This is a genomic window from Burkholderia ubonensis (assembly GCF_001718695.1).
Taxonomy (GTDB): domain Bacteria; phylum Pseudomonadota; class Gammaproteobacteria; order Burkholderiales; family Burkholderiaceae; genus Burkholderia; species Burkholderia ubonensis_B.
This window is the reverse complement of record NZ_CP013420.1, coordinates 1,072,344-1,095,376: the sequence shown is the minus strand read 5'-3', so window position 1 is coordinate 1,095,376 and position 23,033 is coordinate 1,072,344. Positions and strand designations below refer to the sequence as shown.

Here is a 23,033-nt window from a genome sequence, read left to right as displayed (position 1 = left end):
GCAACGGGGCCGTCAACTTCGCGCTATCCGATGAGTTCATCCGAGAAACCTCCCGCCACCGTCGAGCAGTTCCTGCAGCGTCTGACGCACGAGTACGACGGCCTCAGCAATCGTCTCAAGGTCATCGCGCGCCACGTGGAAACGCATCGCGACCAGCTCGGTCTGGAAGGCATCCAGTCGCTCGCGGAGGAATGCGGCGTGCAGCCGTCGGCCGTCGTGCGCTTCGCGAAGCATTTCGGCTTCTCCGGCTTCTCCGAGATGCAGCGGCTGTTCCGCGAAGGGCTCGCGCAGCAGATCGCGCCGGGCCGTGCATACAGCCTGCGGCTGCGCGACGTGATCGAATCGGGTTCGTCGAGCCTGCAGCCCGAGCAGATCGCCGACGAATTCATCAAGGGCAGCATTGCCGGGATGCAGCAGTTGCGGCAGACGCTCGACCCGCAGGCGCTCGCGCAGGCCGTCGACCTGCTCGCCGACACGCAGGCGATCTGGATCGCCGGCTCGCGTCGCGCGTTTCCGATCGCCGTGTATCTCGACTATGCGCTGCAGCACACCGACAAGCGCATCGGGCTGTTCAGCGCGCTCGGCAGCATGCATCTCGGGCAGATCCGCTCGGTGCGCAAGGGCGACGTGATGATCGTGATCTCGTTCATGCCGTATGCGGAGGAGACGGTGCAGGTCGCGCAGCAGGCCGTGCAGCGCGGCGCGCGCCTGATCGCGATCACCGACAGCCGGATGAGCCCGATCGCGCGGGACGCGGAAGTCACATTGATGGTGGAGGAGAGCGCGACGTTCGGCTTCCGCGCGCTGACCGCGACGATGGGCCTCGCGCAGAGCCTGTTCGTCGCGCTCGCGTACCGGCTCGAGCTGTCGTACCTGCCGACCGCCGACGGCGCGCACGGCACGAAAGCCGGTTGATTCCGATTGCCGGTGCGCCGCGCGCCGTCCGCCGGACGCAGCGGCGGAGGGCGCACCGGCCGGCTTACTTCGCGGTCGGCATCGCGAATTCCGCACCCTTGCCGATGCTCGACGACCAGCGCTGCATCACCGACTTCTGGCGCGTATAGAAGCGCACGCCTTCCTCGCCGTACGCGTGCATGTCGCCGAACAGGCTCTTCTTCCAGCCGCCGAAGCCGTGCCACGCCATCGGCACCGGAATCGGCACGTTGATGCCGACCATGCCGACCTGGATGCGCCGCGCGAATTCGCGCGCGATGCCGCCGTCGCTCGTGAAGCGCGACACGCCGTTGCCGAACTCGTGCGCGTTGATCAGCGCGACCGCTTCGGCGAAATCCTTCACGCGCACGCAGCCGAGCACCGGCCCGAAGATTTCTTCCTTGTAGATCCGCATGTCGGGCGTCACGTGGTCGAACAGCGTGCCGCCGGTGAAGAAGCCTTGCTCGCGGCCCGGCACGCTGAGCCCGCGGCCGTCGACCACCAGTTGCGCGCCTTCGTTCACACCTTGCTCGATATAGCCCTCGATGCGCTTCAGCGCGTCGCCGGTGACGATCGGGCCCATCTCGACCTCGGGCGACATGCCGTCGCCGATCACCAGCTTGCGCGCGCGCTCGGCGATGGCCGGCACGATCCGGTCGGCCACGTCACCGACCAGCACCGCGACGCTGATCGCCATGCAGCGTTCGCCGGCCGAACCGTACGCTGCGCCGATCAGCGCGTCGACGGCCTGCTCGAGGTTCGCATCGGGCATCACGACGAGATGGTTCTTCGCGCCGCCGAGCGCCTGCACGCGCTTGGCCGTCTGCACGGCGCGCTGCTGCACGTAGGCCGCGATCGGCGTCGAGCCGACGAAGCTGACCGCCTGCACGTCCGGGTGGTCGAGCAGTGCGTCGACCGCGCCCTTGTCGCCCTGCACGACGTTGAACACACCGGCGGGCAGGCCGGCCTGCGTGAGCAGGTCGGCGATGAACAGCGCCGCCGACGGGTCGCGCTCGCTCGGCTTCAGCACGAACGTGTTGCCCGTCGCGATCGCGACCGGGAACATCCAGCACGGCACCATGCACGGGAAGTTGAACGGCGTGATGCCCGCGACGACGCCGAGCGGCTGGCGCATCGTCCAGTTGTCGATGCCGGTGCTGACCTGGTCGGTGTAGTCGCCCTTCAGGAGCTGCGGAATGCCGCATGCGAATTCGACGATGTCGATGCCGCGCGCGACTTCGCCTTGCGCGTCGGAGAACACCTTGCCGTGCTCGGCAGTGATGATCGCCGCGAGCGTGTCGCGGTGCTCGTTCATCAGCTGCAGGAAGCGGTGCAGCACGCGCGCGCGGCGGATCGGCGGCGTGGCGGCCCAGGCCGGGAACGCGGCATGGGCCGACGCGACGGCCTGCGCCACTTCGCTGCCGTCGGCGAGCGCGACGCGGCGCACCGCGCGGCCGAGCGCCGGATTGAGGACGTCCTGGAAGCGGCCGCTGCGGCCGGCCGCGGGCGCGCCGTCGACATAGTGGCCGACGTCGGCGTCGGACGTGTACGCGGGAACCGGATTCATCGTGTCTCCTGGGGGATGGGGGTACGACGGCTAGTCTAGGCAAAGCGGCGGGGCGGGAGAAGGCCGCGCAGCTTGATTCACTGTTCAGAATTCTGAATAATCGACGGATGAATCAGCAAAATGTCCAGGCGCTCTGGCCGCATATCCATTCGCTGACGGTGCTGGCCGCGGCCGGCAGTTTCACGGCCGCCGCGCAGCGGCTCGGCATCAGCAAGGCCGCGATGAGCCAGCGCATCGCCGATCTCGAGAAGGCGGCCGGCGTGCCGCTCGTGCGCCGCACGACGCGCAGCGTGCGGCTCACCGATGCGGGCCAGACGCTGGTCGACAGCACGCGCGACGCGTTCGAGTCGATCGGGCAGCACTTCGCGCGCGTGAAGGAGCTGGCGGGCGAGCCGCGCGGCCTGCTGCGCGTGACGGCGCCGGTCGCGCTCGGGCGCCAGCAGATCGTGCCGCACCTGCCCGATTTCCTGCGGCAGCATCCGGGCGTCCACATCGAGCTCGACCTGTCCGACCGGCTGCATTCGCTGACGCAGGAGGGCTTCGATCTCGCGATCCGCCACACCACGACCGCGCCGCAGACCCACGTCGCGTGGAAGCTGTGCGATACGCGCTCGTTGCTCGTCGCGAGCCGCGATTACCTCGACGCGCGCGGCGCGCCGCGGCATCCGAGCGAACTCGTCGACCACAGCTGCCTGTGCTACCTGCGCGAGCACGAGCCCGCCGCCTGGAGCTTCGAGCCGGACGGCCGGCGACGCCAGCGCGTGAGCGTGCCGGTGCGCGGCAGCTTCGCGGCGAACAACAGCGAGGCGATGCGCGAGGCCGCGCTCGGCGGGCTCGGCATCGCGCTGCTGCCGGATTTCAGCGCGCGGCGCGATCTCGACGCCGGCCGGCTCGTCGCGTTGCTCGACGGCTGGCGGCCGTCGGGCGCGTTCGGCGAGCACATCTTCGCGATCCGCCCGTACAGCCCGGTCGTGCCGAGCGCAGTGCGCGCGCTGGTGCGGCATCTGCGCGAGCGGCTCGCGGGCGGGTTCGGCGGCGCTTGAGGGGCGATCGGGTCGGGCCGTCGCCGGGCAGCCGGTGAGCATTCGGCGGCATACCGACGACCAACCGACCACCAGCCGACCACCAGCCGACCACCAGCCGACCACCAGCCGACCACCAGCCGACCACCAGCCGACCACCAGCCAACCACCAGCCGACCACCAGCCAACCACCAGCCAACCACCAGCCAACGGCCAGCCAACGGCCAACCGACGTGCATTCGACGGCTGAGGCCGGTCGGAAAAAATGGAAGCCAACGTTTCGTAAAATCGAGAAACGGAGGCATGGATGAATCGAATTCCAAGAGCGGTCTATACGAAGGAGCTTCGCGACGAAGCGGTCAAGTTGGCGTTGGCCGAAGGTGTGGGGGTATCGGAAGCTTCCCGGCGCTTGTCGATCCCAATCAAGACGCTGGCAAACTGGGTGCGCGCGGCGAAGGCCGGTAAGCTGAAAGATGTCGGCCGGCACCAGAGGCCACTGACGGAAATGGAGGCCGAGCTGGCGCAGGTCAAGCGCGAACTGGCCGAGGTCAAAATGGAGCGCGATCTGCTAAAAAAGTTCGCGACGTACTTCGCGAAGGAGTCGCGGTGAAGTACGGCGTGATCGAACAAATGCGACAGGACTATCCCGTGCCGCCGATGTGCCGCGTGCTGGGTGTATCGGTGAGCGGCTACTATGCGTGGCGCAAGCGCGGGCCGTCCGAAAGAACGCAGCAGGAGCCTCGCCTGGAAGCGGAGGTACTTGCGGCACATCAGCGAACTCGGGAAAGCTTCGGGCCCGAGCGCCTGAAGCAACATCTCGATGAACGTGGCGTGCGAATCGGCGTGCACCGGATCAGGCGACTGCGTAGAAAACTGGGACTGCGCTGCAAGCAGAAACGCCGGTTCAAGGCCACGACGAATTCGAAGCACGACCTGCCTGTCGCGCCGAATCTGTTGAACCAGGATTTCTCAGTGACCGCGCCCAATCAGGCCTGGTGCGGTGACATCACCTATATCGCGACCGACGAGGGCTGGCTGTATCTTGCCGGCCTGAAGGACCTGTACAGCGGCGAAATCGTCGGCTATGCGATGAGCGAACGTATGACGAAAAATCTGGTCATGCAGGCACTGTTTCGCGCTGTCGCAACCCGACGACCGCCGGCGGGCCTGATTCATCATAGCGACCGTGGGTCGCAATATTGTGCGCTGGCTTATCAAGCACTCATCGGCCAGTTTGACATGCGCGCGTCGATGAGCCGCCGTGGCAACTGCTACGACAACGCGCCCATCGAATCCTTCTGGGGAACGCTGAAGAATGAACTGGTCTATCATCAACGCTTCGCCACGCGCGAGCAGGCGCGCCTGGCGATCAGCGAATACATCGAAATCTTCTACAACCGGCAGCGCACGCAGGCGCGTCTGAACTACCAATCGCCTGTCGCGTTCACGCAGCGCTTCTATTTGAATCAGATCGCTGCTTAACCCGTTGGCCTCCACGAATTCCGTCCGACCTCAGGCCAATCGACCACCGACCGACAAGACCCTCGACAGCCACCCGCCAAACCCCCATCACCCCCACACCGCGCGAGCGCCCATTGCCGCCCCCCGCAGGCGCCCACACGCGCGCTGCGGTAAAATCCCCGCTTCCTCCAGCGCCGCACGAGGCGCGCCATTCGAAGGTCGAAAGCCGATGCAGATTCACAAGGAAGTGGATGCGCGCGGGCTCAATTGCCCGCTGCCGATCCTGCGCGCGAAGAAAGCGCTCGCTGACATGGAAAGCGGGCAGATCCTCAAGGTGCTTGCGACCGATCCCGGCTCGCAGCGCGATTTCGCCGCGTTCGCGAAACAGACGGGCAACGAGATCGTCGAATCGACGACCCAGGACAAGACCTTCGTGTTCCTGATGCGCCGCCGTTGACGGCCGCACATCACGCGCCTCTCACGGCATCCGGGGCGGGCGATGCGCCCGCGTCTCGCCGTCTCTGACAATTCTTAAACCTCGTCCCGCGGCCGCCTGCGTATACTGGCGCGGCCGGTCGTCCGTCTCGGACCGATGCGCCGGCCGCGGTACGTCGATTCGAGGCGGGCACGGGGGCCATGCCTGACGCTGCCGTCGTACACGGGGAGAGGACATGCCCTTCAGACCAGGGGCCATTCGCAGTCCATCCGGTTCGGAACGCAGCGCGCCGGAGTCGAGCCGGATCGAGCTCGACCCGCGCCGGGATCGCCACGCGCGCGCCGCGCTGGAAGCCTATGCGGATTCGGTCGCGGCGGAGATGCCGTGGCTGGCCGAATCGCTCGACGAACAACTACGCGACGCCGCACGCGGCGATCACACGGGCGCAACGTATTGCGGCGCGACGATCGAACGCGTGTTCGAGCTCGCGCACGCGTGGGCAGCGGGGCAGCCCGACTATGCATCGACGGCCTGGGAGCGCGTGCGCGCGCAGCTGCAACGGATGCTGCAGGAGCCGGCGCCGGGCGCGCCAGCCGCGTTGGCCGCCCACATGGCGGGCGCCGATTAGCCGATTCACCGACTGATTGCGCGAGCGGGCGCGCAGAACGATTATTCGAATAATGGGCCGTGGGCCGCGCAATTTCCCGGCAGATTTCGTACTACTATGACGAAATCGCCGATTGGTCCGCGCCCCATTTTCGAGATGGCGGGCAAGGCGACGCGTCTCGCGCGTTGCGCGGGCGGTCAACGGCGGTTCGCCGGCCGGAGTCCGAAGTCGCGTGTGCTACGCGGCGGGCTGAACGTGCAGAGCCGGGCTGGACGAACCGATTTGGATTTGCGGGGTGCTATGAGAATTGCTGTACTGGATGACGACCCGGCCCAGACGGACTTCGTCAGTCAAACGCTGACGGCCGCGGGCCATACCTGCTACGCCTTCAAGGAAGGCAAGGCGCTGAAGAAGCGCTTGCAACGCGAAACCTTCGATCTGCTCGTGCTCGACTGGAACGTGCCCGACATGTCCGGCGAGGAAGTGCTGAAGTGGGTGCGCGCCAATCAGACCGAGCACAGCCTGCCGATCATCTTCATGACGAGCCGCGACGACGAAGCGGGAATCACGCAGATTCTCAACGCCGGCGCGGACGATTACGTCGTCAAGCCGGTGTCCGGGCCGATCCTGCGCGCGCGCATCGGCTCGCTGCTGCGCCGCGCGTATCCGGTCAACGTCGAGGCGGCGGTGCGCGAATTCGACCAGTTCCGCTTCGACGTGAACCTGAAGCAGGCCTACGTCGGCGACAAGCCGGTGAGCCTCACGCAGAAGGAATTCGAGCTCGCGCTGCTGCTGTTCCAGCACCTGGACCGGCCGCTGTCGCGCGCGCACATTCTCGACCTCGTCTGGAAGCAGGCGACCGACATCCCGTCGCGCACGATGGACACGCACATCTCGATGCTGCGCACGAAGCTCGGCCTGCGCCCGGAGAACGGCTACCGCCTCGCGCCGATCTACGGCTACGGCTACCGGCTCGAGCGGGTCGGCCAAGGGGAATCGGAGTGATCATGGGGAGCGCCCAACGCATGTCAGGCGCGTCGAGCCTGCGCGCGGCGCGTTTGCGCGCCGCGGCCCTCGGTGCGGCGTGCCTGCTCGCGGCGGCCGTCGCGGCCCAGCCGGCGGCCGCGCAGTCGCGGCCCCGCGCGGCCGGCAAGACGGTCGTCTATACGACGCGCGCAGGCGACACGCTGTATGACGTCGCCGAGCGCTACCTGCAGGGTCCGGACGACTGGCAGGTGCTCGCGCAGATGAACGGCGTGCCTGCGCCGAAGCGCCTGCAGCCCGGCCTCGCGCTGAAGCTGCCGGTCGCGCGGCTGCGCAAGGAGAAGCTGTCCGCCCGCGTCGTCGCGGTGCGGGGGGGCGCCGAGCGCGTGTCCGGCGAGGCGTTCGCGCCGCTTGCGGTCGATGCGACGCTGACCGAAGGCGACCGCGTGCGCACCGGCGCGAACGGCTTCGTGACGCTCGAGCTCGCCGACGGCACGCACCTGAGCCTGCCGCCCGACAGCCAGCTCGACCTGAAGACGCTGCGCCGCACCGTGCTGACGGGCACCCTCGACCGCGAGTTCGAGCTGACGCGCGGAACCGTCGACAGCGAAGTTACCCACCTGAAGAAGCGCGACGACCGCTTCCAGATCCGCTCGCCGTCGGTCGTGGCCGGCGTGCGCGGCACGCGCTTCCGGGTCAACTACGACGCCGCCGGCAACGCGACGACGCGTGTCGAGGTGCTCGACGGCGCGGTGGGCGTCGCGCGCAGCCAGCGTCCGGCCGACGCGACGCTCGTGCCAGCGAACTACGGCAGCGTCGCGACATCGTCGGGCGCGATCGGCGCCCCGGTCCAGCTGCTGCCCGCGCCGGCGCTCGCGGCGCCGGCCAAGGTGCAGGACGAGCCCGACGTCGCGTTCGAGATCGCGCCGCTCGACCGCGCCCGCGCGTATCACGTGCAGCTGGCGCGCGACGCCGGGCTGCTCGACCTGTTCAGCCAGACCCGCACGGATACGCCGCGCGCGGTGTTCCGCAACGTGCCGAACGGCACGTATTTCGTGCGGATCGCGGCGATCGACGAGAACGGTCTCGAAGGGCGGCCGCGCACCTACGCGTTCGAGCGGCGCCTGATGGGGCTCGACGCGACCGCGACGCCCGGCCCCGGCGGCTACGAGTTCCGCTGGTCGTCGAACGGCGCGGCCGCGAATGCGCGCTACCGGTTCGTGCTGTCGAGGTCGAAGGACCTGAGCGCGCCGGTCGTCGACGAGGTCGGCCTGCGGGCGCGGCAGATCACCGTCGCGCACCTGCCGCCCGGCGAGTATTTCTGGGCAGTGATCGTCGAGGAATTCGACGGAGGCCGCTTCTACGAGAAGACGAGTCCGGTCGCCGCGTTCACGCTGTCGCGCTGACCCGCGGCGCATGAAACCCGACTCCGTTTCCCCGCGGCGGCGGCTTGGCCGCCGCTTCCTCATCGAATGGATCGCGATCGGCTGCCTCGGCATCGCGGTGATCCTCGCGTGCGCGCTCGGGCGCGCGTCGACGAGCGTCGACGGCCTGATTTACGACCGCCTGCTGATGCTGCGCAGCCTGCCGCTGTCGCCCGACATCGTGGTGGTCGACATCGACAACCAGAGCGTCGCGGCGCTCGGCCGCTGGCCATGGCCGCGCGACGTGCATGCGCGGCTGCTCGACGCGCTCGCGCGCGCGAAGCCGGCCGCCGTGGTTTACGACGTGCTGTTCACGGAGCCGTCGGCGGACGATCACGCGTTCGCCGACGGGCTCGGCCGGGTGCCGACCTTCCTGCCGATCCTGCTGAGCCCCGAGCGCGCGGACGGCACGCGCACCGTCGATCCGCCGGTGCCGGCGCTCGCGGCGCGCGCCGCAGGCCTCGGCCACATCAATCTCGAAGTCGATCCAGACGGCATCGTGCGCAGCGTCGCGCTGTTCGAAAGCGACGGCCGCACGCGCTGGCCGCAGCTGATGGTGCCCGTGTACGGCGCGATCCGGGCCGGCCGCCTGCCGCCGCTCGGCGGCGCACGCGGCGCGAACGTGCACGACCTCGCGCGCGACGCGGCGGACGAAGGCCGCTACCTGATCCCGTTCAGCCGCAACACGCCCGCGTATCCGACGCTGTCGTTCGACGACGTGCTTGACGGCCGCGTGAAAGCCGCCGCGCTGCGCGGCAAGATCGTCGTCGTCGGCGTGACCGCGTCGGGCCTGTACGACCGTTTCGCGACGCCGGTGTCCGGCGACTTCGGGCCGCTCGCGGGGGTCTATATCCATGCCGGCGTGCTCGACATGCTGACGACCGGCCGGGCGATCTCGCCGGTGTCGCGCGCGGGCCTGTTCGCCGCGTCGCTGCTGCCGCTCGCGGTGCTGCTGGCCGGCTTCCTGATGCTGTCGCCGTGGCGCGCGCTGCTGCTGACGCTGAGTCTCGCGGGGCTGGCCGTCATCGTGAGCGCGGCGCTGCTGTACGAAGGGCGGCTCTGGCTGTCGCCCGCGCCGGCGATCTTCGGGCTGATCGCCGTGTATCCGATCTGGAACTGGCGGCGGCTCGAGATGACGATGGCGTACCTGCGCCGCGAGCTGCAGCGGCTGGCCGACGAACCGCACCTGCTGCCGGAGGCGCCGCGCAAGCGCAGAGCGTCGGCGGCGACGTGCTGGAGCGGCAGATGGCGCTGATGGCGCAGGCCGCGCAGCGCGTGCAGGACATGAAGCGCTTCGTATGGGACAGCCTCGACAGCATGCCCGAGCCGATCTTCGTCACCGACCTGGCCGGCACCGTGCTGATCGCGAATCACGCGGCGAAGCGCTACGGGGCGCGGCTCGCGCTGCCGCTGCCGGAGGGGCGGCCGCTGCGCGCCGCGCTCGGCGAGCTGGCGTTCGTGAAGACGGTCGACGGCAACGCCGAGCACGACGCCGCGATCAGCCGGCGCTGGCCGGCCGCGCTCGACCCGACGCTCGAGGCCGACAACGACGCGATGGAGCGGGGCATCGAGGTGCGCGATCGGGACGGCCTCGATCATCTGCTACGCTACGCGCCGTGCACGAACGCGCAGGGGCGCGTGACCGGCTGGATCGCCGGCCTCGTCGACGTGACCGAGCTGCATGCGGCCGAGCGCCAGCGCGAGGAAGCGCTGCACCTGCTGTCGCACGACATGCGCTCGCCGCAGTCGTCGATCCTCGCGCTCGTCGAGATCGAGCGGCAACGCGTCGAGTCCGACGACGTGCGCCGGCTGCTCGCGCGGATCGAGCGCTATGCGCACCGCGCGCTGTCGCTCGCCGACGAGTTCGTGCAGCTCGCGCGCGCGGAATCGCAGGCGTACCAGTTCGAGGCGACGAGCTTCGTCGACGTGCTGATCGACGCGAGCGACGAGGTGTGGCCGCAGGCACAGGCCAAGCGCATCCGCATCGACACGGACATCGGCGGCGAGATGTGCTGGGTGCGCGCGGACCGTTCGCTGATCACGCGCGCGTTCGTCAACCTGCTGAACAACGCGGTCAAGTACAGTCCGACGGATACCGTGATCGCGTGTACGCTGTCGATCGGGCACGCGTCGAAGCGGATGTTCTGTACGATTCGCGATCAGGGATACGGCATTGCGCCGGAAGACCAGCGGCATCTGTTCGAACGTTTCAAGCGGTTCCATGCCGGCGAGCGGCCCGAGATTTCGGGTTCCGGGCTCGGCATGGCATTCGTGAAGACGGTCGTCACGCGCCATGGCGGCAACGTGACGGTCGAAAGCGAAGTGGGCGTCGGCACCGCGGTGACGGTGGCGCTGCCCATGATCGACGAGCCGTCCGCCTGACAGGGCCGGGCGCGGCGGCAAGCAATGGGGAATGTCATGAAACACGAATGGGCGGCGGCCGCGCTGGCGGCGGCGCTGTTGACGGGTTGCGCCGGCGTGACCACCGGCGTGAGCGCGGTCGGGCAGCCGGACGCATTCGCGTCGGGCGCGCACGGCTACGGCTTCGTGCGCACCGACGCGCAGGCGGGCGACGAGCAATACCGGCAGATCGAAGCGCTCGTGCACGACGAGCTCGCGCGGCGCGGCTTCGATGCGCAGCCGCTCAAGGACGCGCGCTACCGGCTGTCGATCGCCTATGCGACGCAGCCTGCGGCGGTCGCGGCCACGGCCGAGCGGTGCGGCGGCGCGAGCAGCGCGTGCGTCGCGGTCGACGGGCCGGCGCCGTTCGGGCTGCCGCTCGCCGGCAAGGTCTATCGGCACGTGCTGACGCTGCGGTTCGTCGACGCGAAGTCGGGCGCGGACGTCTATCGCGTGTCGGCCGCGCTGCGCGATCGCGAGCCGGGCACGCAGCGCGCCGCGCCGGCGCTCGTCACGAGCGCGCTCGCGAAGCTGCCGTTCGAAGCGGGCGGGGGCTGGCTCGTCGAGACGAAAACGAAAAAAGACGACGCGGGCGGCATGCCGGGCGTCGTCTCGGTGAAGCCGGCTGCCGCGCGCTGAACGCGCCGGCAGCCGTGCCGGGTTGCGGGGCCCGCGGCGCCGCGGGCCCGTGCCGCCGTTACGCGGCGGGCTGCGTCACGCCGCGCGTGCGCAGGTACTCGTCGAATTCCGCGCCGACTTCCGGGTGGCGCAGCGCGAATTCGACGGTCGCCTTCAGGTAGCCGAGCTTGCTGCCGCAGTCGTAGCGGGTGCCCTGGTACTTGTACGCCAGCACCTGCTCGTCGGCGAGCAGCGCCTCGATCGCGTCGGTCAGCTGCAGCTCGCCGCCCGCGCCCGGCTTCAGCGCGCGCAGGTGCTCGAAGATCCGCGGCTTCAGGATGTAGCGGCCGACCACGCCGAGGTTCGACGGCGCGACTTCCGGCGCCGGCTTCTCGACGATCGCCGACATCTTGATGATCGACTCCTCCCATTCCTTGCCGTCGACGATGCCGTACGACTTCGTCTCCGACGGCGGGATCTCTTCGACGCCGATCACCGAGCTGTGGTAGTGGTCGAACACGTCGACCATCTGCTTCATCACGGGCGGGTTGCCGTCGAGCAGGTCGTCGGCGAGGATCACCGCGAACGGGTTGTCCGCGACGAGCTTCTCCGCGCACAGCACCGCGTGGCCGAGGCCGAGCGCTTCCGGCTGGCGCACGTAGAAGCAGTCGACGTGGCTCGGCTTGATGCTGCGCACCAGGTCGAGCAGCTTCTCCTTGCCGCGCGCCTCGAGTTCCGCTTCGATTTCGTATGACTTGTCGAAATGGTCCTCGATCGCGCGCTTGCTGCGGCCGGTGACGAAGATCATTTCCGTGATGCCGGCGGCGATCGCTTCCTCGACCGCGTACTGGATCAACGGCTTGTCGACGACGGGCAGCATCTCCTTCGGGCTGGCCTTCGTCGCGGGCAGGAAGCGTGTTCCGAGGCCGGCGACCGGGAATACTGCCTTGGTGACTTTCAACATGATCGGACCCTTGTTCCTGTAATCGACACTGCGGGTTATGTTCGCGCCCGCATTATAGTGAGCGCAAACAGCCTTACGGATTGTTACGCAGGCAACCGTTCGAGCTGCGCGCGCAGTTTCTCGAGCGTAGTCTGGAATTCGGCGAGGCGCTTCTGCTCCTGCTCGACGACCGCGGGCGGCGCTTTCGCGACGAACGCCTCGTTGCCGAGCTTCGCATTGCACTTCGTGATCTCGCCCGTCAGGCGCGCGACTTCCTTCGACAGGCGCTCGCGTTCCGCCGCGACGTCGATTTCCACCTTCAGCACCAGCTTGTTCTGGCCGACGATCGCGATCGGCGCGCCGTGCGCTTGCCGGTCGAGCGCGGCTTCGTCCGCGAGGATCTGCACGTCGGACAGGCGGGCGAGCGCCTGCACGTACGGCGCGAATCCGCGCAGGCGCTCGGCTTCGCCCGCCGCGAGCAGCGGCACCTTGGTCGCCGGCGACAGGTTCATCTCGCCGCGCAGGTTGCGGCACGCGTCGATGATCGCCTTCAGGTCGGCCGCCCATTGCTCGGACGCCTCGTCGATCTTCTCGAGATCGGCGAGCGGGTAGGCCTGCGTCATCAGCGACGCTTCGCCCTCGGCCTTGCCTTGCGGATAGCGGCCCGCGAGCGGCGCGACCTTCTGCCAGAGCGCCTCGGTGATGAACGGGATGATCGGGTGCGCGAGGCGCAGCACCGTTTCCAGCACGCGCAGCAGCGTGCGGCGCGTCGCGCGCTGCTGCTCGGGCGTGCCGTTCTGGATCTGCACCTTCGCGAGCTCGAGATACCAGTCGCAATACTCGTCCCACACGAACTTGTAGATGCTGTTCGCGACGTTGTCGAAGCGGTAGTCGGCGAAGCCCTTCGCGATATCGGCCTCGGTGCGCTGCAGCAGCGACACGATCCAGCGGTCGGCCGCCGAGAAGTCGAGATAGCCGCCCGGGCCGCAGTCGCCCGCGCCGCAGGCTTCCGGCTTGTCGAGCCCGCAGTCGTGGCCTTCGCAGTTCATCAGCACGAAGCGCGTCGCGTTCCACAGCTTGTTGCAGAAGTTGCGGTAGCCTTCGCAGCGCGCGAGGTCGAAGTTCACGTTGCGGCCGAGCGTCGCCATCGACGCCATCGTGAAGCGCAGCGCATCGGTGCCGAACGCGGCGATGCCGTCCGGGAATTCCTTGCGCGTCTTCTTCTCGATCGTCGCGGCCTGCTTCGGGTTCATCAGGCCGGTCGTGCGCTTCGCGACCAGCGACTCGAGGTCGATGCCGTCGACGATGTCGATCGGGTCGAGCGTGTTGCCCTTGCTCTTCGACATCTTCTGGCCTTCCGAGTCGCGCACGAGGCCGTGCACGTACACGGTGTGGAACGGCACCTTGCCCGTGAAGTGGGTCGTCATCATCACCATCCGGGCGACCCAGAAGAAGATGATGTCGAAGCCGGTGACGAGCACCGACGACGGCAGGAAGTGCTTCAGTTCAGGCGTTTCGTTCGGCCAGCCGAGCGACGAGAACGGCACGAGCGCCGACGAGAACCACGTGTCGAGCACGTCGTCGTCGCGCTTCAGCGCGCCCGTGTAGCCCTTCGCGGCGGCCTGCGCGCGCGCGTCTTCCTCGCTGCGCGCGACGAACACCTCGCCGTTCTCGCCGTACCACGCGGGGATCTGGTGGCCCCACCACAGCTGGCGCGAGATGCACCAGTCCTGGATGTTCTCGAGCCACTGGTAGTAGGTGGTCGTCCAGTTTTCCGGGACGAACTTGATCTGGCCGTTGCGCACGACGTCGAGCGACGTCTCGGTGATCGACTTGCCGGGGGTGAACGTGCCTTCCGGCGCCGGCTTCGTCATCGCGACGAACCACTGGTCGGTCAGCATCGGCTCGATCACGACGCCCGTGCGGTCGCCGCGCGGCACCATCAGCTTGTGCGGCTTCACGGATTCGAGGAAGCCCTGCGCGTCGAGGTCGGCGACGATCGCCTTGCGCGCGTCGAAGCGGTCGAGGCCGCGGTATTGCTCGGGGCCGTTGTCGTTGATCTTCGCGTCGAGCGTCAGGATCTCGATCGGCGCGAGGTGGTGGCGCAGGCCGACCTGGTAGTCGTTGAAGTCGTGCGCCGGCGTGACCTTCACGACGCCGGTGCCGAATTCGCGATCGACGTAGTCGTCGGCGATCACCGGGATCTCGCGGTCGGTCAGCGGCAGCTTCACGAGCCGGCCGATCAGGTGCTTGTAGCGCTCGTCTTCCGGATGGACCATCAGCGCGACGTCGCCGAGCATCGTCTCGGGGCGGGTGGTCGCGACGGTCAGCGTGCCCGAGCCGTCGACGAGCGGGTAGCGGATGTGCCACAGGTGGCCGTTCTCTTCCTCGCTCGCGACTTCGAGGTCGGACACCGCGGTCAGCAGCACCGGGTCCCAGTTGACGAGGCGCTTGCCGCGGTAGATCAGGCCCTGTTCATAGAGCGTGACGAACACGTCGCGCACGGCGGCCGACATCTTGTCGTCCATCGTGAAGTATTCGCGCGACCAGTCGGTCGATGCGCCGAGGCGGCGCACCTGGCCGGTGATCGTCGAGCCGGACTGCTGCTTCCATTCCCACACGCGCTCGACGAACTGCTCGCGGCCGAGGTCGTGGCGCGACACGCCCTGCGCGTCGAGCTGGCGCTCGACGACGATCTGGGTTGCGATTCCCGCGTGGTCGGTGCCCGGCACCCACAGCGTGTTCTCGCCGAGCATCCGGTGGTAGCGGGCGAGGCCGTCCATGATCGTCTGGTTGAACGCGTGCCCCATGTGCAGCGTGCCCGTGACGTTCGGCGGCGGCAGCTGGATCGCGAAATCGGGCCGGCCCGGATCGAACGCCGGGGCGGCGTAGCCGCGTTTTTCCCACTCCGGCCCCCATTGGGCCTCGATGGTGTGGGGCTCGAAACTCTTCGCCAGCGTGCTGTCGCTCATGGTCGGAAATCTGCTGAAAAATGCGTGAATTGGATACGTAAACCGTGAATTATAAATGGTTGCGCATCGGCCGGTCACCGCCGGGCGCGCCGACGGGGCGCGCAGCGCCGATCCCGGCAAGTCGCACGGCGGATTTATAATGGCGGGCCTACGTTCCACCGCACGCCCGTTGCCACTCCATGCCCGATCTGCTCGCGAATCTCAACCCTGAACAACATGCGGCCGTCACGTTGCCGAACGAACCGGCGCTGATCCTCGCGGGGGCGGGCAGCGGCAAGACGCGGGTGCTGATCACGCGGATCGCATGGCTGATCCAGCAGGGCTACGCGTCGCCCGCGACCGTGCTCGCCGTCACCTTCACGAACAAGGCCGCGCGCGAGATGATGGCGCGCCTGTCGGCGATGATGCCGATCGATACGCGCGGGATGTGGATCGGCACGTTCCACGGCCTGTGCAACCGGATGCTGCGCGCGCACTACCGCGACGCGGGCCTGCCGCAGACCTTCCAGATCCTCGACACGTCCGACCAGCTGTCCGCGATCAAGCGGCTGATGAAGGGCGCGAACATCGACGACGAGAAATATCCGCCGAAGAACGTCCAGTACTTCATCAACAACGCGAAGGAGCAGGGGCTGAGGCCCGACAAGGTCGACGCGACCGACAGCTTCAACCGCAAGTTCGTCGAGATCTACCAGGCGTACGACCAGCAGTGCCAGCGCGAAGGCGTCGTCGATTTCCCCGAGCTGCTGCTGCGCTGCTACGAGCTGCTCGCGCACAACCCGCCGCTGCGCGCGCATTACCAGGCGCGCTTCAAGCACATCCTCGTCGACGAGTTCCAGGATACGAACAAGCTGCAGTACGCGTGGCTCAAGCTGCTCGCGGGCGGCCAGAACGCGATCTTCGCGGTCGGCGACGACGACCAGTCGATCTACGCGTTCCGTGGCGCGAACGTCGGCAACATGCGCGACTTCGAGGACGAGTTCCGCGTGCGCAACCTGATCAAGCTCGAGCAGAACTACCGGTCGCACGGCAACATCCTCGACGCGGCGAATCACCTGATCTCGAACAACGCACACCGCCTCGGCAAGAACCTGCGCACCGACGCCGGCCACGGCGAGCCCGTGCGCGTGTACGAGGCGACGACGGATTCGCAGGAAGCCGGCTGGATCGTCGAGGAGGTCCGCTCGCTGATCAATACCGGGATGGCGCGCAGCGAGGTCGCGATCCTGTATCGCAGCAACGCGCAGTCGCGCGCGATCGAGCACACGCTGATGACGGCCGGCATCCCGTACCGCGTGTACGGCGGCCTGCGCTTCTTCGAGCGGCAGGAAATCAAGCACGCGCTCGCGTACCTGCGCCTGATCGACAACCCGAACGACGACACCGCGTTCGCGCGCGTCGTGAACTTCCCGGCGCGCGGCATCGGCGCGCGCTCGATCGAGCAGCTCGCCGACGCGGCGCGCCTGTACGGCTGCGCGATGGCCGCCGCGATCCCGTACGTGACCGGCAAGGCCGGCACGAGCCTCGGCGCGTTCGCGAACCTGATCGCGAAGATGCGCGCCGACACGCAGCAGATGAGCCTGCCGGAGACGGTCGAATACGTGGTGCGCGCGAGCGGCCTCGCCGATTTCTATCAGGGCGAGCGCGAAGGCCAGGACCGCCTCGAGAACTTGCAGGAACTCGTCAACGCGGCGACCGCGTTCGTCAGCGAGGAAGGCTACGGGCTCGACACGCCGGCCCGCTCGATCCCGCTGCGCGCGGGCGCGATCGCGGCGCCCGAGCTCGGCGCGGCGCCGGACGGCGCCGTCGTCGACGTGCTCGACCCGGCGGCCCCGGGCGACCCGGCGCAGAACCCCGACACGATGACGCCGCTTGCCGGCTTCCTGTCGCACGCGTCGCTCGAGGCCGGCGACAACCAGGCGCAGGCCGGCCAGGACGCGGTGCAGCTGATGACGGTGCATGCGGCGAAGGGCCTCGAATTCTCGGCGGTATTCATCACCGGCCTCGAGGAGGGGCTGTTCCCGCACGAGAACAGCGTGCTCGAATCCGACGGCCTCGAGGAGGAGCGCCGCCTGATGTACGTCGCGATCACGCGCGCGAAGGAGCGGCTCTACCTGTCGTTCGCGCAGAGCCGGATGCTGCACGGGCAGACGCGCTACAACGTGCGCTCGCGCTTCTTCGACGAGCTGCCGCAGCACGTGCTGAAGTGGCTGACGCCGAAGGTCGAGGCGGGCGCGCGCTGGGGCGGCGGCCGCAGCGACAACGCGGGCTGGGGCCGCGACTGGTTCGCGCGGCCGGGCGCCGGGCGCGAGCAGATCGTCGACGCGGCCGTGTCGGCGCCGCTGCCCGCGTTCGCGAACCAGCAGCGCGCGGCCGACACCGGCTTCCGGGTCGGCCAGCAGGTGTTCCACACCAAATTCGGCGAAGGCACCGTCACCGCGCTCGAAGGCAACGGCGCGGATGCGAAGGCCCAGGTGAAATTCAAGCGGCACGGCGAGAAATGGCTCGCGCTCGCGGTCGCGAAACTGCAGGCGGTGGAATGAGCATGGATATCAAGGCTTCGTCGCCGGGCAAGCCGCTCGGCATTCTCGCCGCGCTGCCCGAGGAACTCGGCGACCTGATCGCCGCGATGCGCGCCGAGGGCGCGGTCGAGACGGTCACGCTCGGCCGCCGCGACTATCACGTCGGCACCGTGCACGGCGCGGCGTGCGTCGTCACGCTCGCGCGGATCGGCAAGGTCGCGGCTGCCGCGACGGTCAGCGCGCTGATCCACGTGTTCGACGTAGCAGGCGTCGTGTTTACGGGCGTCGCGGGCGGCGTGGCCCCGGCGGTGCGGGTCGGCGACGTCATCGTCGCGGATACGCTGCTTCAGCACGATCTCGACGCGTCGCCGCTGTTCCCGCGCTACGAGGTGCCGCTGCTCGGCGCCACGCATTTCGATACCGACGCCGAACTGTCCGCGCGCCTGAAGGCCGCGTGCGCGCAGTTCATCGCGGAAGAGGGCGGCGCGCTTGCCGGGCGTTTCCGGCTGGCCGGCGCGCAGTTGCGCAACGGGCTCGTGATCAGCGGCGACCGCTTCGTGTCGAGCGAGCGTGAGGTCGTCGCGCTGCGCGACGCGCTGCCGGACGCGCTCGCGGTCGAGATGGAAGGGGCGGCGATCGCGCAGGTGTGCGTCGAGCACGGCGTGCCGTTCGCGCTCGTGCGCACGATCTCCGACACCGCCGACGATCACGCGACCCAGTCGTTCTCGCATTTCCTGTCGGAAATCGCGAGCAGCTATTCGTCCGGCATTCTCAAGCGTTTCCTGACGCTGCACGCGGCGACGGCGGCCTGAGCGCCGCCGTCGCCCGGTCTCCCGCGAGGCCGGCGCGCATCGCCGCGCGCCGGCCTCGCGCATTTCACGTCACGCCTGCTATGCGCGCCGGCTGCCTTCGAGGTTCGGCAGGAACACCGTCAGCACGCCGATGAGCGGCAGGAACGAGCACACCTTGTAGACGAACGCGATGCTCGTCGCGTCGGCGAGCTGGCCGAGCACCGCCGCGCCGACGCCGCCGAGCCCGAACGCGAGGCCGAAGAACAGCCCCGCGACCATGCCGACCTTGCCGGGCATCAGCTCCGTCGCGTACACGATGATCGCGGCGAACGCGGACGCGAGCACGACCCCGATGATCACCGTCAGCACGCTCGTCCAGAACAGGTTCGCGTACGGCAGCAGCAGCGTGAACGGCGTGACGCCCAGGATCGACACCCAGATCACGTACTTGCGGCCGATGCGGTCGCCGATGGGCCCGCCGATCAGCGTGCCGGCGGCCACGGCCGCGAGGAACACGAACAGGTGGAACTGCGCGGCCTGCACCGACAGGTGGAACTTGTCGATCAGGTAGAACGTGAAATAGCTGTTGATGCTCGCGAGATAGAAGTACTTCGAGAACACGAGCAGCACCAGCACGCCGATCGCCGCCAGCACGCGCCCGCGCGAGAGCGTCGGATGGCCGGCGGCCGCCGCTTTCTTCTTCATCGACGGGTGCTTCCTGTACCAGTGGCCGATCCGCGTGAGCACGACCATCGCGACGAGCGCGGCGGCCGAGAACCACGCGATGCTCGGCTGGCCGTGCGGGATCACGACCAGCGCGGCGAGCAGCGGCCCGAGCGCCGCGCCCGCGTTGCCGCCGACCTGGAACACCGACTGCGCGAGCCCGTGCTGGCCGCCCGACGCCATCCGCGCGACGCGCGACGATTCCGGATGGAACACCGACGACCCGCAGCCGACGAGCGCCGCGGCGACCAGCAGCGCGCCGAAGCTCGGCGCGACCGACATCAGCAGCAGCCCCGCCAGCGTGAAGCCCATGCCGACCGGCAGCGAGTACGGCTGCGGGCGCTTGTCGGTGTAGAGGCCGATGAGCGGCTGCAGCAGCGACGCGGTGATCTGGTAGGTCAGCGTGATCAGGCCGATCTGCGCGAACGACAGCGCGAACTGGCTCTTGAGCATCGGATAGATCGCGACGATCAGCGACTGGATCATGTCGTTGAGCAGGTGCGAGAAGCTGATCGCGCCGAGCACCGGATAGACGGTGCGGGCCGCGGGGGCGGCAGGCGCCGCGTGCGGCAAGGGGGCGGCCGGCGCGGCCTGGCCGGCAGCGCGCGTGTCGAGGCTGGTTTCCATGTGAGCTGAGCGGGTTGGGGTGGCAGGACGCGCTCGGTGCGAGACGGCGCGTTTGGATCGTTGCAGCGTCAAGCGAGTGTAATGTGGCGCGTTGTGAATGTCCGGCCAAGTTTTGTCGCAAATCAGACATTGAGGGGCGCATCGCCGCTCGCGCGCCTTTTTGGCCGGGTATAACGCTGGCGGTGTGCGCCGTGTCGGGCTGCGTCGTGCCGGATGCGCGTTTCACCGGACTCAAGGAATGCCGCCGGCTGCCGTAGAACCGACGAAGCAACCAGACGGGCGCGCCGCCCCGGACGCCGGCCACGAGCCGCGCCGGGGCGGACGCGCGGGCGCGACAGCCATCGCGGTGACGCCGGAGCGCCGGCCGCCGGAACCGACCTTTCCGGCAGCGTGATCAAAATGGGGACTCTATCGATGAATGCAGCTTCACTGCGTCCGCAGGCGGGCGCTCCTGTCGACGCGCCAAGCGACGGCGCCAAGCGTGCCGCCCGGCGTGCGCGCCAACCCTGGAGCGTCAAGGCGACGCTGCGCGCCGCGTTCGCGGTGCTGCTGGCCGGCACGCTCGCGATCGGGGTGTTTTCGCTCGCGCAGATCAGCCGCCTGAACGGCTCGATCGCGTCGGTCTACGAGCAGGGGCACGTCGCGAGCCGCGCGGCGCAGGAAGTGCGGGCCGAAGTGCTGCGCGCGAGCCGCGCGCAGAAGATGCTGCTGACCGCGACGACCGCGAAGGAGCGTGACGAGCTCGGCGCCGAGATCGACGCGGGGCTCGCGTCGATCGGCAAGGCGCTCGGCGCGCTGCAGCGCGACGCGGACCCGGCGGACGCGGACGATTCGGCGCGGCTGCGCGCGTTCGCGTCGGCGGTCGGCGGCTGGAGCGGCCATCTGCGCGACTTCGTCACGCTGGTGCGCGCGCAGCCGCTCGACCTGTCGCAGATGAACTGGCAGGTCGGCACGCAGGACGTGTCGCTGCTCGTCGAGACGGGCAAGCTCGAAAAGCTCGTCGCCGAACTCGTGAAGACGCGCGGCACGAAATCGAAGGCGACGCTCGATGCGTCGTCGACGATCTTCTCGTCGTCGTTCGCGATGATCGCGGCGTCGACCGTCGCGCTGATCGTGCTCGCGATCGTGATCGCCGAGCGGGTCGTGCGCCGCCTCGTCGCGCAGCTCGGCGGCGAGCCCGCGTACGCGAAGGCGATTGCCGCGGACATCGCACGCGGCGACCTGACGCAGTCGATCGCGCTCGACAGGCGCGACCGCGACAGCATGGTCCGCGCGCTGTCCGACATGCAGGCCGGGCTCGCGACGACGGTCTCCGAGATCGCCGTCAGCGCCGAGGCGATCGCGGCCGCGTCCGGCGAGATCTCGATGGGCAACCTCGACCTGTCGCAGCGCACCGAGCAGCAGGCGGTCGCGCTCGAGAAGACCGCGGCCAGCATGGAGCAGCTGACGTCGACGGTGCGCCAGAACGCGGAGAACGCGCGGCAGGCGAGCGCGCTCGCGGAGAACGCGTCGACGGTCGCGGAGGCGGGCGGCGAGGTGGTCAACCGGGTCGTCGCGACGATGAGCGAGATCGACGAGAGCGCGAAGAGCATCCGCGACATCATCGGCGTGATCGAGGGCATCGCGTTCCAGACCAATATCCTCGCGCTGAACGCGGCGGTCGAGGCGGCGCGCGCCGGCGAGCAGGGGCGCGGCTTCTCGGTGGTGGCGGGCGAGGTGCGCTCGCTTGCGCAGCGCGCGGCGACCGCGGCGAAGGAAATCCGCGCGCTGATCGGCGCGTCGGTCGAGCGCGTCGCGAACGGCGCGGCGCTCGCGCACGACGCGGGCCGCACGATGGGCGACGTGGTGCGCGCGGTGAAGCGCGTGACCGACATCATCGGCGAGATCTCGGCCGCGTCGAGCGAGCAGAGCGCGGGCATCGACGAGATCGGCCGCGCGGTCACGCAGATGGACGCCGGCACCCAGCAGAACGCGGCGCTCGTCGAGCAGGCGGCTGCCGCGGCGCGCGCGCTCGACGATCAGGCGCAGGCGCTGAAGGCGCTGGTCGGGCGCTTCCGGTTCACGGCGCCTGCCGGCGCCTGACGCGCGCCGGCAGGGTATTGCGGCGGCCCGGCGGGCCGCCGCGCGTTACGACTTCTTCCGCTTGTCCGGATCGATGATGACCGTGCAGGTGGTGCCGGCCGACAGCAGCACGCCGTCCGGCACTTCGTCGATCTTGATCCGCACCGGCACGCGCTGCGCGAGGCGCACCCAGTTGAAGGTCGGGTTCACGTCGGCGACGAGGTCGCGGCTTTGCGGATTGTCGCGGTCGTAGATGCCGCGTGAGATGCTTTCGACGTGGCCCTTCAGCACGCCGCCGCTCATCAGCCGCATTTCGGCCGGCGCCCCGACGGTCACGCGCGGCAGCTTGGTTTCCTCGAAATAGCCGTAGACCCAGAACGACTGGCTGTCGACGATTGCGAGCTTGGCCTGGCCGGCCACCGCGTAGTTGCCCTTGAACGTCTGCAGGTTCGTGATGTAGCCGTCGACCGGCGCGACGACGCGCGTGCGCTCGAGATTGAGCTTCGCGGCGTCGAGCGCGGCGAGCGCCTGCTGATACTGCGCGTCGGCGCTCGTCGCGCTGTGCGCGGCGTTCTCGCGGTTTTCCTTCGACACGACGAGCGCGTCGAGGTCCGCGCGGCGGGCCGCGTCGTCGCGGCGCATCTGCAGTTCCGCGCGGCGGGCGGCGACGGCCGCCTGCGCCTGCTCGACCGCGATCCGGTAGTGCGACGGGTCGATCTGCATGATCAGGTCGCCTTTCTTCACGAGCTGGTTGTCGTGCACCGGCAGCTCGACGATCGCGCCCGACACGTCCGGCGCGACGTTGACGATCTCGGCGCGCACGCGCCCGTCGCGCGTCCACGGATCATCCATGTAGTGCACCCACAGTGAGCGCCCGATCAGTATCGCGACGATGAGGATGACGGCCGTCGCGACGAAGCCGAAGAGTTTTCGCAGGATCAT

At 68.9% G+C, this 23,033-nt stretch carries 16 protein-coding genes and 1 pseudogene; 12 read left to right on the top strand and 5 right to left on the bottom strand.

All coding sequences use genetic code 11. The annotated features are described in order from the left end of the window. The first annotated feature begins 30 nt into the window (after positions 1 to 30). Positions 31 to 915 (top strand): MurR/RpiR family transcriptional regulator, encoded by an 885-nt coding sequence (locus tag WJ35_RS04995; RefSeq protein WP_069238837.1) that lies wholly within the window; start codon positions 31 to 33, stop codon positions 913 to 915. A gap of 64 nt (positions 916 to 979) precedes the next feature. Here the strand turns inward: WJ35_RS04995 and WJ35_RS04990 are convergent, their stop codons facing one another. Next, on the bottom strand, positions 980 to 2,500 hold the full coding sequence (locus WJ35_RS04990; RefSeq protein WP_069238836.1) for a CoA-acylating methylmalonate-semialdehyde dehydrogenase: 1,521 nt from the start codon (positions 2,498 to 2,500) through the stop codon (positions 980 to 982). A 107-nt stretch (positions 2,501 to 2,607) separates the two neighbouring features. Between WJ35_RS04990 and WJ35_RS04985 the strand changes: the two genes are divergently transcribed. From WJ35_RS04985 to WJ35_RS04945, 8 genes and pseudogenes are all read left to right on the top strand, one after another. Then, the gene (locus WJ35_RS04985) at positions 2,608 to 3,543 is read left to right on the top strand and encodes a LysR family transcriptional regulator (RefSeq protein ID WP_069238835.1); all 936 of its coding nucleotides are present in this window, start codon (positions 2,608 to 2,610) and stop codon (positions 3,541 to 3,543) included. A 286-nt stretch (positions 3,544 to 3,829) separates the two neighbouring features. Continuing rightward, positions 3,830 to 5,004, top strand: a protein-coding gene (locus WJ35_RS04975; RefSeq protein ID WP_155121863.1) for an IS3-like element ISBvi4 family transposase whose coding sequence is annotated in 2 segments (ribosomal slippage) — positions 3,830 to 4,091 and positions 4,091 to 5,004 — 1,176 coding nt in all. Because the reading frame shifts where the segments join, the coding sequence is not laid out codon by codon here. Positions 5,005 to 5,212: 208 nt separating this feature from the next. Then, the gene (locus tag WJ35_RS04970) at positions 5,213 to 5,440 is read left to right on the top strand and encodes a sulfurtransferase TusA family protein (protein WP_006402122.1); all 228 of its coding nucleotides are present in this window, start codon (positions 5,213 to 5,215) and stop codon (positions 5,438 to 5,440) included. Positions 5,441 to 5,654: 214 nt separating this feature from the next. Continuing rightward, a complete protein-coding gene (locus WJ35_RS04965) occupies positions 5,655 to 6,047 on the top strand; it encodes a peptidase (protein ID WP_069238834.1) in 393 nt (130 codons plus the stop codon). 279 nt (positions 6,048 to 6,326) lie between these two features. After that, the gene (locus WJ35_RS04960) at positions 6,327 to 7,031 is read left to right on the top strand and encodes a response regulator transcription factor (RefSeq protein ID WP_042583764.1); all 705 of its coding nucleotides are present in this window, start codon (positions 6,327 to 6,329) and stop codon (positions 7,029 to 7,031) included. 20 nt (positions 7,032 to 7,051) lie between these two features. Further along, positions 7,052 to 8,416, top strand: a complete 1,365-nt coding sequence (locus WJ35_RS04955) for a FecR domain-containing protein (RefSeq protein WP_060233699.1) — start codon at positions 7,052 to 7,054, stop codon at positions 8,414 to 8,416. Positions 8,417 to 8,426: 10 nt separating this feature from the next. Further along, positions 8,427 to 10,816 (top strand): annotated as a pseudogene (locus WJ35_RS04950) (CHASE2 domain-containing protein). A gap of 36 nt (positions 10,817 to 10,852) precedes the next feature. After that, the gene (locus WJ35_RS04945; protein ID WP_060233704.1) at positions 10,853 to 11,473 is read left to right on the top strand and encodes a DUF4136 domain-containing protein; all 621 of its coding nucleotides are present in this window, start codon (positions 10,853 to 10,855) and stop codon (positions 11,471 to 11,473) included. Positions 11,474 to 11,531: 58 nt separating this feature from the next. Here WJ35_RS04945 and galU read toward each other — a convergent pair whose 3' ends face one another. After that, positions 11,532 to 12,416, bottom strand: a complete 885-nt coding sequence (gene galU / locus WJ35_RS04940) for a UTP--glucose-1-phosphate uridylyltransferase GalU (RefSeq protein ID WP_059816260.1) — start codon at positions 12,414 to 12,416, stop codon at positions 11,532 to 11,534. 83 nt (positions 12,417 to 12,499) lie between these two features. Continuing rightward, positions 12,500 to 15,367 (bottom strand): valine--tRNA ligase, encoded by a 2,868-nt coding sequence (locus WJ35_RS04935; protein ID WP_060233706.1) that lies wholly within the window; start codon positions 15,365 to 15,367, stop codon positions 12,500 to 12,502. 179 nt (positions 15,368 to 15,546) lie between these two features. Here WJ35_RS04935 and WJ35_RS04930 point away from each other — a divergent pair, with 179 nt between their 5' ends. Further along, complete coding sequence (locus WJ35_RS04930) at positions 15,547 to 17,910, top strand: UvrD-helicase domain-containing protein (protein ID WP_060233708.1); 2,364 nt, start codon at positions 15,547 to 15,549, stop codon at positions 17,908 to 17,910. 2 nt (positions 17,911 to 17,912) lie between these two features. Next, positions 17,913 to 18,701, top strand: coding sequence for a 5'-methylthioadenosine/adenosylhomocysteine nucleosidase (locus tag WJ35_RS04925; RefSeq protein ID WP_088580097.1), 789 nt, complete (start codon positions 17,913 to 17,915; stop codon positions 18,699 to 18,701). Between the two features lie 78 nt (positions 18,702 to 18,779). Here the strand turns inward: WJ35_RS04925 and WJ35_RS04920 are convergent, their stop codons facing one another. Then, the gene (locus WJ35_RS04920; protein WP_069238833.1) at positions 18,780 to 20,030 is read right to left on the bottom strand and encodes an MFS transporter; all 1,251 of its coding nucleotides are present in this window, start codon (positions 20,028 to 20,030) and stop codon (positions 18,780 to 18,782) included. Positions 20,031 to 20,444: 414 nt separating this feature from the next. Between WJ35_RS04920 and WJ35_RS04915 the strand changes: the two genes are divergently transcribed. Next, on the top strand, positions 20,445 to 22,112 hold the full coding sequence (locus WJ35_RS04915; protein WP_060233712.1) for a methyl-accepting chemotaxis protein: 1,668 nt from the start codon (positions 20,445 to 20,447) through the stop codon (positions 22,110 to 22,112). 45 nt (positions 22,113 to 22,157) lie between these two features. On the opposite strand, the gene WJ35_RS04910 is transcribed toward WJ35_RS04915, so the two are convergent. Beyond that, a complete protein-coding gene (locus tag WJ35_RS04910; protein WP_060233714.1) occupies positions 22,158 to 23,033 on the bottom strand; it encodes an HlyD family secretion protein in 876 nt (291 codons plus the stop codon).

What these genes read in the sequence shown, in the direction of transcription:
- WJ35_RS04955 (WP_060233699.1), top strand. Translation starts at nt 7,052, where the DNA reads ATGTCAGGCGCGTCGAGCCTGCGCGCGGCGCGTTTGCGCGCCGCGGCC.
- galU (WP_059816260.1), bottom strand. Translation starts at nt 12,416, where the DNA reads ATGTTGAAAGTCACCAAGGCAGTATTCCCGGTCGCCGGCCTCGGAACA.
- WJ35_RS04970 (WP_006402122.1), top strand. Translation starts at nt 5,213, where the DNA reads ATGCAGATTCACAAGGAAGTGGATGCGCGCGGGCTCAATTGCCCGCTG.
- WJ35_RS04925 (WP_088580097.1), top strand. Translation starts at nt 17,913, where the DNA reads ATGGATATCAAGGCTTCGTCGCCGGGCAAGCCGCTCGGCATTCTCGCC.
- WJ35_RS04945 (WP_060233704.1), top strand. Translation starts at nt 10,853, where the DNA reads ATGAAACACGAATGGGCGGCGGCCGCGCTGGCGGCGGCGCTGTTGACG.
- WJ35_RS04995 (WP_069238837.1), top strand. Translation starts at nt 31, where the DNA reads ATGAGTTCATCCGAGAAACCTCCCGCCACCGTCGAGCAGTTCCTGCAG.
- WJ35_RS04920 (WP_069238833.1), bottom strand. Translation starts at nt 20,030, where the DNA reads ATGGAAACCAGCCTCGACACGCGCGCTGCCGGCCAGGCCGCGCCGGCC.
- WJ35_RS04910 (WP_060233714.1), bottom strand. Translation starts at nt 23,033, where the DNA reads ATGATCCTGCGAAAACTCTTCGGCTTCGTCGCGACGGCCGTCATCCTC.
- WJ35_RS04935 (WP_060233706.1), bottom strand. Translation starts at nt 15,367, where the DNA reads ATGAGCGACAGCACGCTGGCGAAGAGTTTCGAGCCCCACACCATCGAG.
- WJ35_RS04965 (WP_069238834.1), top strand. Translation starts at nt 5,655, where the DNA reads ATGCCCTTCAGACCAGGGGCCATTCGCAGTCCATCCGGTTCGGAACGC.
- WJ35_RS04915 (WP_060233712.1), top strand. Translation starts at nt 20,445, where the DNA reads ATGAATGCAGCTTCACTGCGTCCGCAGGCGGGCGCTCCTGTCGACGCG.
- WJ35_RS04930 (WP_060233708.1), top strand. Translation starts at nt 15,547, where the DNA reads ATGCCCGATCTGCTCGCGAATCTCAACCCTGAACAACATGCGGCCGTC.
- WJ35_RS04985 (WP_069238835.1), top strand. Translation starts at nt 2,608, where the DNA reads ATGAATCAGCAAAATGTCCAGGCGCTCTGGCCGCATATCCATTCGCTG.
- WJ35_RS04960 (WP_042583764.1), top strand. Translation starts at nt 6,327, where the DNA reads ATGAGAATTGCTGTACTGGATGACGACCCGGCCCAGACGGACTTCGTC.
- WJ35_RS04990 (WP_069238836.1), bottom strand. Translation starts at nt 2,500, where the DNA reads ATGAATCCGGTTCCCGCGTACACGTCCGACGCCGACGTCGGCCACTAT.